The following is a 12,632-nucleotide window of genomic DNA, read 5'->3' as shown; positions in this document are numbered from 1 at the left end:
TGCCCACATGAACACTGTATTCCCGACCCTGCGCATGAGCTTGCTGGGCGCGGTCATGGCGCTGAGCCCGATGGCCGCGGTTCAGGCCAAGACCCCTGCCGACCAGTTGATCGTCGGCATGAGCATGGTCAACCTGTTCTCCATCGACCCGGCCAACGCGCCGGGCCTGGATGCCTCCGGGGTCAACGCCAACCTCTACGACACGCTGGTCAAGCGCGACCACGGCAACCCGGACAAACACCTGCCGCAGTTGGCCGAACGCTGGGAGGTGAGCGAAGACGGCAAGCAGATCACCTTCCACCTGCGCAGCGACGTCAAGTTCCACTCCGGCAACGCCCTCACCGCCGAAGACGTGGCGTGGTCGCTGTACCGGGTGATGAAACTCAACTTCGGCCTGGCCACCACATGGAAGGCCTACGGCTACAGCGTCGACAACATCCAGGGGCTGATCCGCGCCACCGATGCACAGACCCTGGTGGTCGACCTGCCACAGCCGACCGACCCGCTGCTGGTGATCGACTCACTGGCGATTTCGCCCAGCGCCGTGGTGGTCGACCGACAGGAAGCCTTGAAGCACGAGAAGAATGGCGACCTGGGCGCCGCCTGGCTGGTCACCCACGAAGCCGGCAGCGGCCCGTTCACCCTGAGCAAATGGAGCGCCAACGATGCGCTGGTGATGAGCCGTTTCGAGGGGTACTGGGCTGGCCCGGCCAAAATGAAGCGGGTGCTGGTGCGCCACATGACCGAGTCGCAATCGTTGCGCCTGATGCTCGAGCGCGGTGACCTGGACCTGGTCTACGGCATGGCCGCGCCCGACATCAAAGCCATCGAGCACTCTGACAAGCTGCAGGTGCAACCGCTGCAACGCGGCACCATGTATTACGTGGCGATGAGCATGAAGCAGCCCGAATTCGCCAACCAGAAAGTCCGCGAAGCGGTGCGCAACCTGATCGACTACCAGGGCCTCGACGAACAGGTAATGCCGCATTACGGCAAGCTCAACCAGCAGCCGATGCAGCTGGGCCTGGAGGCGCGCCTGCCGGACCCTGGCTACAAGATGGACGTGGCCAAGGCCAAGGCGCTGCTGGCGGAAGCCGGCTACCCCCAAGGCTTCAACACCACCATTCGCACCCTGTCCGAGCCGCCGTTCATCGACATTGCCGCGCGCATGCAGTCGACCCTGGCCGAAGGCGGGATCAAGGCCAGCATCGTCACCGGCACCGGCAACCAGGTGTATGGCGCCATGCGCGCGCGCAACTTCGAGATGATCGTCGCTCGCGGTGCCGAGCGCTACCCGCACCCGTATTTCAGCCTGCGCACCTTCATCTACAACCCGGACAACGGCGACGCCGCCGGCTTGCCCAACTTCCAGGGCTGGCGGGCGTCGTTCTTCAATCGCCAGCTCAATGAGCTGATCGACCGGGTCGGTGTCGAGCGCGACGCGGACAAGCGCCTGAGCCTGTACCACCAGGCGCAGAAGCTGTACGACGAGCAGGTCGGCCCGATCATGATGATCTCGCAGATGACCGACACCGCCGTGAGCGCGGTGGACGTCAAGGGCTTCGTCGGCGATGACGCCGAGGCGACCCGTTACCTGGGTGTCTACAAGCAACGCTGAACACCGCCGGGGGCGTCTACGGACGCCCCGGGTGGCCATGATTTCACATCGAGAGCATGCCGATGATTGCCAACATGTCTTCTACCGAATCAACCGCCGGGCGCCAGGCCGACAAGACGCCAGCCTCCAGTCTCGACGCGCTGTACAAAAGCAGCCTGCGGGTGCTGCGTCACCTGTTGCGCAACCCGATGACCCTGGCCGGGGTGCTGGTGGCCCTGCTGCTGATGGTGGTCGCCGCCTTCGCGCCCTGGATCGCCACCCACGACCCGGTGGTGCAGAACCTCGGCAATGCCCTGCAGGCACCCGGCGCCGCGCACTGGTTCGGCACCGACGAATATGGCCGCGACATCTTCAGCCGGCTGGTCTACGGCTCACGCATCACCCTGTACATCATTGCCCTGGTCACCCTCATCGTCGGCCCGATCGGGCTGTTCATCGGGACCGTCTCGGGCTATTTCGGCGGCATCGTCGACACGGTGTTCATGCGCATCACCGACATCTTCATCTCGTTCCCGAGCCTGGTGCTGGCCCTGGCATTCATCGCCGCGCTTGGCCCTGGCCTCGAGCATGCCGTGGTCGCCATCGCGCTGACCTCGTGGCCACCGATCGCACGTCTGGCCCGGGCCGAGACCCTGTCGCTGCGCAAGGCCGACTTCGTCGTGGCGGTGGAGCTGCAGGGTGCCTCTTCGAGCCGCATCATCCTGCGCCACATCGTGCCCATGTGCCTGTCGTCGGTGATCATCCGCCTGACCATGAACATGGCCGGCATCATCCTCACCGCCGCAGCCCTGGGCTTCCTCGGCCTGGGCGCACAGGCGCCGCTGCCGGAGTGGGGCGCGATGATCTCCACCGGCCGGCGCTACATGCTCGAGTGCTGGTGGCTGGTCGCGGTACCGGGTGCGGCGATCATGCTGGTCAGCCTGGCGTTCAACCTGTTGGGCGATGGCCTGCGGGACATTCTCGATCCGCGTAGCGAGTAACTGGAGGCTTTATGTCGACGCTCAAACTCAATGTCGATTCGCTCAATGTGCGCTTCGTCAACGGCAAGAAAGAAATGCACGCGGTGCGCGATGTGTCGTTCACCCTGGGCCGCGAAAAGCTCGCCATCGTCGGCGAGTCCGGCTCGGGCAAGTCCACCGTCGGGCGCAGTTTGCTCAAGCTGCACCCGGCGAGCACGCAGATCAGCGCCAAGGCCATGCAGTTCGGCGAGGTCGACCTGCTTGGCGCCAGCGAAAAGGCCATGCAGAAGATCCGTGGCCAGCGCATCTCGATGATCATGCAAGACCCCAAGTACTCGCTCAACCCGGTGGTCAAGGTCGGCGACCAGATCGCCGAGGCCTACCTGGCACACCACAAGGCCAGCCGCAGCGAAGCCCGCGATCGGGTGCTGCTGATGCTCGAAAAGGTCCACATCCGCGACCCCAAGCGTGTCTACAACCTTTACCCGCATGAGGTCAGCGGCGGCATGGGCCAGCGCATCATGATCGCCATGATGGTGATCACCAACCCGGAAGTGATCATTGCCGATGAGCCGACTTCGGCGCTCGATGTGTCGGTGCGCCAGCAGGTGCTCAACGTGCTCGAAGAGCTGGTGGTCGAGCAGCAGATGGGGCTGATCTTCGTCAGCCACGACCTCAACCTGGTGCGCAACTACTGCGACCGCGTGCTGGTGATGTACGCCGGGCGAGTGGTCGAGTCGCTTGCCGCCTGCGACCTGCAGTACGCCGAACACCCTTATACCCGTGGCCTGCTGGCGGCCCTGCCGAGCATGGACAACCGCCGCCCGCGCTTGCCGGTGCTGCAACGCGATCCGCTCTGGCTCACCTGCTGAGGTAATTGACATGTCCATGATCCAAGCACAATCGCTGAACCTGAGCTTCGGCGTCGGCCCCGCGCTCAACCAGGTGCTGCACGACGTCAACCTGAGTGTCGAGGACGGCGAGTCGTTCGGCCTGGTGGGGGAGTCGGGCTCTGGCAAGACCACCGTGCTGCGCTGCCTGGCCGGCCAGTACCGGCACTGGAGCGGGGCGCTGAGCATCGCCGGCGTACCGCTGCAGCACAAGATCCCCAAGGAACACTTTCGCAAGGTGCAGATGGTCTTCCAGGACCCGTACGGCTCGCTGCATCCGCGCCACACCATCGACACCGCGTTGCGCGAGCCGCTGACCATCCACGGGATGGACGAGCGTGATGACCGCATCAACGACATCCTGCTCAAGGTCGGCCTCAACGACAGCTTTCGCTATCGCTACCCGCACCAGTTGTCCGGCGGCCAGCGCCAGCGCGTGGCGATTGCCCGTGCGCTGATTCTCCAGCCGCGGGTGTTGCTGCTGGATGAGCCGACCTCGGCACTCGACGTTTCGGTGCAGGCCGAGATTCTCAACCTGCTGTCGGATCTGCGTCAGCGCGAGAAGCTCACCTACCTGATGGTGACCCACGACCTCGGCGTGGTCAGCCACCTGTGCGACAAGGTCGCCGTGATGCAGCAGGGGCGGATTGTCGAGCGTCTGGACAGCCAGGCGTTGAGCCAGGACCTGGCCCGCCACGAGTACACCCGCATGCTGGTACAGGCCAGCCGCGACTTCAGTGCCGAGTCGCCACGGGTTGCGACGGTCTGAGCACTTCGTTTTCAACCAAGGAGTTCAACATGCCCCATTGCATTATCGATTGCCCGGCAGCCCTCGCTCATCGGGTCGGCGAACAGAGGTTGCTGGCCGCCGTGCACGACGCCATCGACGCCAGCGGCTTGTTCAAGCCCGGCGATATCAAGGCGCGCCTGAACTGCTTCGAGCATTACCGCTGTGGTGACACCCAGGATGATTTCGTCCACGTGGCGCTGTACCTGTTCGCCGGGCGCAGCGCTGAACAACGGCGCAGCCTCGCGTCAGCGACCTTGGCGGCGCTGGTCGCCTTGCTGCCAGAGGTCGAGGCGTTGTCCATGGACGTGCGGGAAATGCCGCGGGAAACCTTCGTCAATCGCAGCCAATACCTCGAACAGGCGGCGCTGATGATCTGAGCCTTTTGGTTCAGGTGCACAAACAAGGAAAACAAACATGCCGTATGCGAGACCTGCCGTCGCTTCAACCCGACACCCTTTGGCGCAGTCAGTGCTGGCTGCCCTGGCCTTGGGCTGCAGTCTGCCGCTGTGGGCGCTGGAGGCGCCGGCCAAGGTCCAGGTGCCGACGCTTGCGTATGATGACCAGCAGATCATCCTGGTGTGGGAGAAGCCGGCAGGGCACGCCGACATCGTCGATTATCATGTGTACGCCAATGGCAAGCTGCTGGGTGGGGCCAACGCCAACAATGCTCGGGTGTCGCCGGCCAGGCCTTACATCGATCGGTTCTACGAGCAGGATACCCGGCACTTCCATCACCGTATCGCCATCCACAGCTTCACGGCGCTTGGCCTCAAGCCCGACACTGCATACCGCTTCACGGTGCGCTCGGTGGGCGGCGACGGCAAGGAGTCGGCCGACAGCCCGGCGGTGGTCCAGCGCACCACCGCCGTGCCAGCGCTGTTCGACGTGAAACAGCAGGGTGCCAAGGGTGACGGCAGCACGCTGGACACCGCCGCGATCCAGCGCGCCATCGATGCCTGCACCCCGGGCTGCAAGGTGCTGTTGCCGGCCGGTACGTACAAGAGCGGCGCGCTTTACCTCAAGAGCAACATGACCCTCGAGATCGCCGAGGGGGCGACACTGCTCGGCTCCGAGCGCGCCGAGGACTACCCGCGCGAGGGTTATATCCAGTACCCGTACAGCACCACCATACGTCCGGCCTCGCTGATCAACGCCTTGCCGCGTGACCCGCGCAAGCATCAGGCCTTCGAGAACATCCGCATCGTCGGCAAGGGCACCCTCGACGGCAATGGCTGGAAACGCCAGGCCGACGTTGTCGACGAGCGTGGCCAGCCGCTGCCGGTCTACCTGCCCAGTGACAACACCCGCTACATGCACGATGGCGTGCTGGCCAAGGCCCAGGTCGAACGCGCGGTGGCTGAAGGCATGAACGTCAAGGATGCCTATGGTCAGATGCGCTCGTCACTGATCACCCTGCGCGATGTGACGAACGTCTTCTACGGCGGCTTCACGGTACTCAACCCCGCTTACCACGGCATCATGAACCTGGAAACCGAGAACGTGGTGCTGGCCAATACCACACACAAGACCTACGACGCCAATAACGGTGACGGTGTCGAATTCGCCAACAGCCGCGGCGCGATGGTGTTCAACAACTTCTTCGACACCGGTGATGACTGCGTCAACTTCGCGGCCGGCACTGGCGGCGAAGCGGAGCAGCAGAAGCCCCAGGAAGATGCCTGGATCTTCAACAACTTCTTCCGCAAAGGCCACGGCATGGTCGTCGCCGGCAGCCATACCGGGGCGTGGATTCAGAACATCCTGGCCGAGGACAACGTTTCCGATGGCACCGATGCCGGTCTGCGCATGAAGAGCACCAACTTCATGGGCGGCGGGGCACGCAACGTGACCTTCCGTGATTCGGCGATTCGCAACACGGTCAAGCAGGCCTTCATCTTCACCCTTGATTACAACGACCCGAATGCCAAGCTCGACTACAGGAAATCGACCATAGCAGGGCAGTTCCGCGATATCCGGGTCAGTGATGTGAGTGTGGAGAACGCCGGGATGGCGGCGATCGAAGTCAAGGGTGATAACCGGCACGATGCCTGGCATCAAGGCCTGGCTTTTGAACGGGTACGCTTCAGTGGTCCGGCCGGGGTGAAGATCGATGGCTTGAAGGATTCGCGATTTGACACTGTTCGCTTCAGTGAAGCCGGGGATGCCAATCCATGGCAGGTTAGCGGTAGCCAGGGGCTGGCCTTCCATGACGTGGAGCCAGCGCCGCAAGCTCAATAGCCGGCAGCGATCATTGGTTGTAGAACGCTTGACGTTGTTGCGCTTCACGCAGGCGCATGCGGCTATTGCTCAAGTGCAGGTACATGGCCGCACGCGCCGCATCGACCTGGCGGCTGGCGATGGCGTCGAAGATCTGCTGGTGTTCGCTGTTGATGCCCAGCAGGTAGGTGCTGCGATTGCTTTGGCCGGTATAGGCGGAGTTCATCCGGGTGCGCGGGATCAGCTTGGTACCCAGGTGCTTCATGATGTCTATCAGGTAGGGATTGCCGGTGGCCTTGGCGATTTTCAGATGGAACTGGAAATCGGCGTTGATGGTGCTGCCGGATTTTTCCGGACCTTGCAGCAACGCGTGCAAGGCCTGCTCCAGCTCCTCGAGTGCCTGCGGCGTGGCACGTTCGGCCGCCATGCCGGCGGCCTGCACTTCCAGGCTCAGGCGAAACTGCAACAGGTCGAGCACGTCGGACAGCACTACAATCGTCGACGGCCCCAGGGTAAACCCTTCGGGTGCCGGCATGTCTCGCACGAAGGTACCGACCCCGTGACGTGTTTCGACCAGGCCCGCCGCCTGCATGCGCGACAGCGCTTCGCGAACCACCGAGCGACTGACCCCTTCGGCCTCCATGATGTGCGCTTCGGTAGGCAGCTTTTCGCCACGCTTGAGGTCGCCTTCGCGCATGCGCTGGGCAAAGCGCTCGACCAGTGATTCGGCCATTCGGCGAGGTTTGTTTTTGGCGGGAGAGGATGAATCCGACATCGTCGTGCTCTTGGCTGATCGGCGGGCATTATAGTGCGTTTCAACCCAAGGCTGCGGGTATAATGACGCCATCGTCTGGCTTGAAAGGATTTGTTACATGGTGAGCGCTGCCCCTGATCGACGCCTGAGCCTGGCCCAGAAATTGGTGCTCGACCTGTCGCAAAAAATTCTCGCCGGCGAGCTGCCAGCGGGGACCAAGCTCCCTACCGAACAAGTCATCACCCAGGAGCGTGGAGTCAGCCGAACCGTGGTTCGCGAAGCCTTGTCGCGACTGCAGGCAGAAGGTCTGGTAGAGACTCGCCGTGGCATCGGCACCTTCGTGGTCGACACCATCCGGCCCGGCGACTTCCAGGGCAGCCAACATGAAAAGGGCAGCGCTTACGACGCGGTGGCGATCATCGAGCTGCGTTTGAGCCTGGAGGTGGAGGCCGCCGCCATTGCTGCGCAATGCGCCACCCCCAGCCAGTTGTTGGCCATGCGCGCAGCACTGGATGAGGCCCACGCGCTGGACCCGGTCGGTGAGCAAAGTACGCGTCTGGACTTCGAGTTCCACCTGCAGATCGCTCAGTGCACGGCGAACAGTTTCTTCATCGATGCCATGACCTACCTGGGCAGTATGCTGGTGTCTGCCGCGCAACAGACAAGCCCTACGGCTACGGAGCAATTGCGCAGCTTGCAAGTACGTGAGCGTGAACAGATCTACGCCGCGGTGGCGCGCGAGGACGTCGAGGCCGCGCGCGCGGCGATGCGACTGCACCTGACCAATTGCCTAAACCGCGCGCGCAGCGTTGTTCAGTCAGCGGCTCAATGACCGCTCCCCGGGATGTGCCGTTTTTGCCATGCAGACGAAAACCTGGGCGACGGCTCAGTCGCTCTGGGTTTGGACCATGGAGGATTTCCCCTTGATTTTTGTTGTACAGCGACTCACCGCGCCGACACTCCGGATCGCAGCCTTTCTCGGCTGCCGTTAATGAAGAGCCGCAATCGACCGATTCTGTTGAAAAAGTCGATCCGGCCAAGTGGGGAATTCAGGCGTATATTGGTGATGTCGATCCAGATGGTCGAGGCGATAGTAAATCGTCGATGGTGTGACACGCGAGAGTACTGGGGGGAGCTAGATATCCCGGAACGTTTGGAGGTGTTACATGAGCCAGTATCAACGACTATTTCTGATAGCCGGACCCGCCATGCGTCATACCCCGGCGTTGGAGCGAGCTGTCGCCATTGCCGAAGCCACTGGCGCAGCGCTGCACATCACGGTGTTTATTGAAGACTCCAACCTTTTGGGTTTGAAGAGCGCTGGTGCACGTTATCGTGAGGCCTGTCAGCAAGAGAACGAAAAATGGTTGAAGGATGAGGCCGATCTGCTCCGCGGGCGCGGGGTCATGGTGAGTACCGAAGTGCTTGTTACGCGAACCGCGCTGCAAGAAATACTTCTTCATGTGGCAGAAATGCAGCCGGATCTGGTTATCAAGGACGTGCAACACGAGTCAGCGCTCAAACGCGTTTTCATTACGCCTCTGGATTGGCACCTGTTGCGCGAATGTCCGGTGGCTGTGCATCTGGTCAGCGAAGTCAGGTGTCCACTTCCGCGGGTGGTAGTGGCGGCAGTCGATCCGTCACAACCTGAGACTCAGATCACTGGCATCAACGACCGCATCATCCAGGCGGCGAACGGATTGGCAATGCAATGCAGCGCGGAACTGCATCTGCTGCATGCCTACGATCTATCGCTGACCCATATTTCCGACGCAGGCGCTGGTGCAGTGACGATGCCAGGTTTCAGCAGCGAAGTGCGCAAATCACTGCAAAAGACATTTATCGCATTGGCCGACCACTACGGTGTGCCCACTGAGCGACAACACTTCGTTGAAGGGCCACCTGGCAAAGCGCTGGCCGACTTTGCAGCGCATCACCGGGCCGATGTGATCGTCATGGGAAATGCGCATCGCAAGGGACTGGGCAAATGGGTGGGCAGTACGACGGAGCATGTTCTGTACAAAGTGCCCTGCAACATTTTCGCCGTTACAGGGTCTGCGGATCAGTGAATGGATTCGCTATGACGGGAAAAAGCCCGGGAAATGGAGCCCGCGCTCGATGCGGCCTTGGCGGAGGTCGCCGTGGTCCAGGCGAAATTTTTTGACGGTATTCGCCAGCGCGACGTCGTTCTTCTTTGGACCGATTTACCTGTTTGTGCTGGGATTGTGGAAGAAGAACCTGACGCTGATTGCGATCATCGTTGCGCTGACTGTCGCGCTGGAGGTCGTCTATGCACTGGTCGATTTCAGATTTGCCAAGCAGGTCAACTTTGGCGTGGGTTTCGCTATCAACCTGTTGTACGCACTTTCTACCAACTACGCGTACTACCTCAAGGAACAGAAGGGCGAACAGGGATGGAATCCATTCAAAGGCATGCGCTGGTAATACGCTGACAAGTGCTCGCGGCGCCTCGACCATGCTGCGCCCGGCATCGCCACGACGCGGCTGGTCTATCAGGTACACACCGGATTGGCGGCGCAGGAAGATGTTCTGGAAGCCTTCGCGGCCATCGACGGTGGCTTCCCAGGTCTTGGAGAACTGGCCCGCGCCATGCCACTACATGACGCAATTTCGCCCACTGTGTTTTGCTAAATACAGTTGCGCGTCAGCCAACTTCAGCAAGGTGGCCGGCGTCACGTTTTCGATGCTCGGCTGACGTGTAGTGATGCCTGCACTGGCAGTGACCAGACCCAAGGGATGCTCGGAATGCTCGATGTTCAGTGATCGAATGGCCTGCAGGATATCGTGGGCAACCTTCAGTGCGCCCGCGCTGTCCGTGTCGGGAAGCAGCACGGTAAATTCTTCGCCGCCGTACCGGGCGGCCAGATCCCCGGGTCTTTTGACCACTTGCTGGATCGCGCCGCCCACCGCGCTCAGGCAGTCATCGCCTGCGGCGTGCCCGTACCTGTCGTTGTAGCGCTTGAAATAATCGACATCGAGCATGATCAACGAGAGCGGTGAACCATGACGCCGCGCCCAGCGAATCTGATCCAGCAGCGCACTGTCCAGGCGTCGACGATTGCCCAGTCCGGTCAGGCTGTCAGTCAATGCCATGTCGCGCATGGCCTGGTGCGCGTGACGCAGCTCTCTTTCCATCACCATTCTCTGGCGCAGCTGACTCAAGACGATCAGTCCGAACACCGCCAGTACCGCGATCAGGAACACCAGCACCAACCCGGTTTTCAGTAGATCACGGCGCCAGGGTGCAATGATGGATTCACGAGAGAGGCCGGCTTCCACGACCAGGGGATAGGTGGTCAATGCTCTGTAAGCGTACAGGCGCTCGGTGTCGTCTGTGACCGCTTTGACTTCTGCGACGCCTTCGTGGGAGTTCGGCAAATAGCGCCGGAAAATCTCGCTGTCCGCCAGGCTTTTGCCGACGACGGATGCGATGAAGGGACGCCGCACCAGGATGGTTCCGCTGCGCATGGCCAGGACCAAGGCGCCTTTATCATCAATTTTGAAATCGCCGTAGTAGTCCACGAAGTAACTGACCTTGATCGTACCCAGCAGCACGCCTGCGAAGGAGCCATCTGGATGGTTCAATCGGCGAGAGATGGGAATGATCAGATCGTCGGTGGACCGGCTTCTGACGACCTCACCGATACGCACGTTTCGATCATCGTGAGTGCGGTGGTAGTGGAAGTAATCGCGGTCGGCGTTGCTCGCGGTCTCTGGGGTCACGGCCTTGTCCGTCACGATCCACTGCCCGTCAGAACCGTAAATGAACAGCCCATGCAACTGCGGCATGATGTTCGATTGCTGAACCAGAAGCTTGTGGATGCGAGGGACGTCGATGTTCTGCAAGCCGTCGCCTTCCACCCGTTCACCGAGCGCGGCGGTCAGCACATCGACTTGCCGAATGGCATCATCCGCATGCTGGGCCGTTGCACGCGCCAGATTGGTCACGGAGTCGCGGGCAGAGGCAAAGGCAGAACGGTAGTCACGCCAGGTCCGCCAACCTTCAACGGCCAGGAAGGCCACGATCACCACCAGCATGAAGCTCACGATGAGCCGGAAGGTCGCTCCCGCTCGCACCGCGTTTGTAGAGGACGTTTCAATGGTGCTGTCTGCCTTTGACTCTGTTGGTTTGCGTCCGAGCATTTACATGTCCTTCTACGACTGATTGACACGGCGCCTGGGTACCCTGACAAGGAAGGTGGTGCCATGCTCTACATCCGAAATCACCTCAATGACACCTTCGTGGGATGCAACGATCTCTGAGGCGACGAACAGGCCCAAGCCTAATCCTTCACTCGGGCCATGGTCGATGATCGAGTGCTGGGAAAATCGGCCCATGGGATTAAAAATGAAGGGCAAGACGTCGACCGGGATCGGCTCACCGCTGTTATGAACAGAGAAAACAATGCTCTGATCCGAAACGTCTAGCGTCACCTCGACAGGGTGCTGATGATCACCGTGCTGCACGGCATTGCTAAGAATATTGGAGAACACTTGTTCCATTCGCGCGCCATCAAATTCCCCGTCCGCCAAGGCTTTTTTCTCGAAGATAAAATCGGTACCAGGATGAAACGCCCGAATCTCATCCACGATACGCTCGCAAAGGGGCAGCAGGTCCAGGCGCTCTTTTTTGACGGGAATGCCCGGGCCCATCTGACACCGGGTGAGATCCAGCAAGTCGCCGACAATCTGACTGGCGCGATTGACGCTGGTGTAAATTTGCGAGGCGACTTTTGTCGCCCTGACCCCTAATCCCTCCGAGCGTCTCAAGACGTCAGCGCCCAGAAGGATAGCCCCCAACGGTGTTCGCAGGTCATGGCCCAGGATGCCGAGAAAAACGTTGCGCGATGCCTCGACTGCGCGCGAGTAACTCGCGATGGATTCTGCCAACGCCTGGTCGATCGCTTCATGAAAACGGGTCATGTCATCCACATTCAGTGGAGTGCCCGCCTTGATGTGCTTCACCCACTGACTGAGTACGCTTGTCCTGAGCGCGCGATACTCCGAGACCATTTGATCTATCGTAAAACCTGCCATCAGTCGCGTAACGGCGTGGGTTTCCGCAGGCGTTTGCGTATCGGACGTCGGCGCATTGCCCTGGGCCTTGGCAGCCTGTTCTTGCGCCGATTGTTTGGTGCGTAAATCGAGCACGATGGCATGCAGCATTTGCTCGGCATGATCTCGCAGGGCTTTGGTATCCAGCGGCGCACCGGGTGTGTCAATCGTTCGCGCGAAATCTTCCCAAGCCTGCAGAATAGGTTCGAGGTTCTCGGTGATAAAGTCAGACAGTCGCATGCCGGTAGTCCAGGTTAAGAGGTGAAGTCGAGGCAGGAACGGAAGGTAAACCGCAAAGGTGCAGTAAAACATGGATTGTTGGTGTTGC

11 protein-coding genes and 2 pseudogenes are annotated in these 12,632 nt (G+C 61.1%); 9 read left to right on the top strand and 4 right to left on the bottom strand.

What is annotated here, in order from left to right:
• The first annotated feature begins 7 nt into the window (after nucleotides 1-7).
• The 6 genes from ACA067_RS20690 (at nucleotide 8) to ACA067_RS20665 (ending at nucleotide 6,495) form a co-directional block, all read left to right on the top strand.
• Nucleotides 8-1,618: an ABC transporter substrate-binding protein gene (locus tag ACA067_RS20690; protein WP_497458267.1), complete on the top strand. Its 1,611-nt coding sequence runs from the start codon at nucleotides 8-10 to the stop codon at nucleotides 1,616-1,618.
• 62 nt (nucleotides 1,619-1,680) lie between these two features.
• On the top strand, nucleotides 1,681-2,598 hold the full coding sequence (locus tag ACA067_RS20685) for an ABC transporter permease (protein WP_497458266.1): 918 nt from the start codon (nucleotides 1,681-1,683) through the stop codon (nucleotides 2,596-2,598).
• 11 nt (nucleotides 2,599-2,609) lie between these two features.
• Entirely contained in the window at nucleotides 2,610-3,449 is an 840-nt protein-coding gene (locus ACA067_RS20680) for an ABC transporter ATP-binding protein (protein ID WP_497458265.1), read from the top strand.
• A gap of 10 nt (nucleotides 3,450-3,459) precedes the next feature.
• Nucleotides 3,460-4,236, top strand: a complete 777-nt coding sequence (locus ACA067_RS20675) for an ABC transporter ATP-binding protein (RefSeq protein ID WP_497458264.1) — start codon at nucleotides 3,460-3,462, stop codon at nucleotides 4,234-4,236.
• Between the two features lie 29 nt (nucleotides 4,237-4,265).
• Nucleotides 4,266-4,634, top strand: a complete 369-nt coding sequence (locus ACA067_RS20670; RefSeq protein ID WP_497458263.1) for a 5-carboxymethyl-2-hydroxymuconate Delta-isomerase — start codon at nucleotides 4,266-4,268, stop codon at nucleotides 4,632-4,634.
• A gap of 37 nt (nucleotides 4,635-4,671) precedes the next feature.
• Entirely contained in the window at nucleotides 4,672-6,495 is a 1,824-nt protein-coding gene (locus ACA067_RS20665) for a glycosyl hydrolase family 28 protein (protein WP_497458262.1), read from the top strand.
• A gap of 10 nt (nucleotides 6,496-6,505) precedes the next feature.
• On the opposite strand, the gene ACA067_RS20660 is transcribed toward ACA067_RS20665, so the two are convergent.
• A complete protein-coding gene (locus ACA067_RS20660) occupies nucleotides 6,506-7,249 on the bottom strand; it encodes a FadR/GntR family transcriptional regulator (protein WP_497458261.1) in 744 nt (247 codons plus the stop codon).
• Between the two features lie 97 nt (nucleotides 7,250-7,346).
• Between ACA067_RS20660 and ACA067_RS20655 the strand changes: the two genes are divergently transcribed.
• From ACA067_RS20655 to ACA067_RS20645, 3 genes and pseudogenes are all read left to right on the top strand, one after another.
• On the top strand, nucleotides 7,347-8,060 hold the full coding sequence (locus ACA067_RS20655; protein ID WP_497458260.1) for a FadR/GntR family transcriptional regulator: 714 nt from the start codon (nucleotides 7,347-7,349) through the stop codon (nucleotides 8,058-8,060).
• Between the two features lie 334 nt (nucleotides 8,061-8,394).
• Nucleotides 8,395-9,297 carry a universal stress protein gene (locus tag ACA067_RS20650; RefSeq protein WP_497458259.1) on the top strand — a complete coding sequence of 301 codons (903 nt, stop codon included), beginning with the start codon at nucleotides 8,395-8,397 and terminating at the stop codon, nucleotides 9,295-9,297.
• Nucleotides 9,298-9,418: 121 nt separating this feature from the next.
• A pseudogene (locus tag ACA067_RS20645) lies at nucleotides 9,419-9,673 on the top strand (DUF2628 domain-containing protein); the annotation flags it as partial.
• Nucleotides 9,674-9,697: 24 nt separating this feature from the next.
• On the opposite strand, the pseudogene ACA067_RS20640 reads toward ACA067_RS20645, so the two are convergent.
• The 3 genes and pseudogenes from ACA067_RS20640 to ACA067_RS20630 form a co-directional block, all read right to left on the bottom strand.
• Nucleotides 9,698-9,844: pseudogene (locus ACA067_RS20640) on the bottom strand (alpha/beta hydrolase); the annotation flags it as partial.
• Nucleotides 9,845-11,392: a sensor domain-containing diguanylate cyclase gene (locus ACA067_RS20635; protein WP_497458258.1), complete on the bottom strand. Its 1,548-nt coding sequence runs from the start codon at nucleotides 11,390-11,392 to the stop codon at nucleotides 9,845-9,847.
• Nucleotides 11,393-11,404: 12 nt separating this feature from the next.
• Nucleotides 11,405-12,544: an ATP-binding protein gene (locus ACA067_RS20630; protein ID WP_497458257.1), complete on the bottom strand. Its 1,140-nt coding sequence runs from the start codon at nucleotides 12,542-12,544 to the stop codon at nucleotides 11,405-11,407.
• Nucleotides 12,545-12,632 lie beyond the last annotated feature (88 nt).

The sequence above is a fragment of the Pseudomonas sp. LBUM1674 genome (assembly GCF_059695635.1).
This window is presented reverse-complemented; position numbering and strand designations above follow the sequence as displayed.

Bases quoted from the DNA above. Each gene is read 5' to 3' on its own strand.
- ACA067_RS20690 (WP_497458267.1), top strand. From the start codon at position 8: ATGAACACTGTATTCCCGACCCTGCGCATGAGCTTGCTGGGCGCGGTC.
- ACA067_RS20685 (WP_497458266.1), top strand. From the start codon at position 1,681: ATGATTGCCAACATGTCTTCTACCGAATCAACCGCCGGGCGCCAGGCC.
- ACA067_RS20680 (WP_497458265.1), top strand. From the start codon at position 2,610: ATGTCGACGCTCAAACTCAATGTCGATTCGCTCAATGTGCGCTTCGTC.
- ACA067_RS20675 (WP_497458264.1), top strand. From the start codon at position 3,460: ATGTCCATGATCCAAGCACAATCGCTGAACCTGAGCTTCGGCGTCGGC.
- ACA067_RS20670 (WP_497458263.1), top strand. From the start codon at position 4,266: ATGCCCCATTGCATTATCGATTGCCCGGCAGCCCTCGCTCATCGGGTC.
- ACA067_RS20665 (WP_497458262.1), top strand. From the start codon at position 4,672: ATGCCGTATGCGAGACCTGCCGTCGCTTCAACCCGACACCCTTTGGCG.
- ACA067_RS20660 (WP_497458261.1), bottom strand. From the start codon at position 7,249: ATGTCGGATTCATCCTCTCCCGCCAAAAACAAACCTCGCCGAATGGCC.
- ACA067_RS20655 (WP_497458260.1), top strand. From the start codon at position 7,347: ATGGTGAGCGCTGCCCCTGATCGACGCCTGAGCCTGGCCCAGAAATTG.
- ACA067_RS20650 (WP_497458259.1), top strand. From the start codon at position 8,395: ATGAGCCAGTATCAACGACTATTTCTGATAGCCGGACCCGCCATGCGT.
- ACA067_RS20635 (WP_497458258.1), bottom strand. From the start codon at position 11,392: ATGCTCGGACGCAAACCAACAGAGTCAAAGGCAGACAGCACCATTGAA.
- ACA067_RS20630 (WP_497458257.1), bottom strand. From the start codon at position 12,544: ATGCGACTGTCTGACTTTATCACCGAGAACCTCGAACCTATTCTGCAG.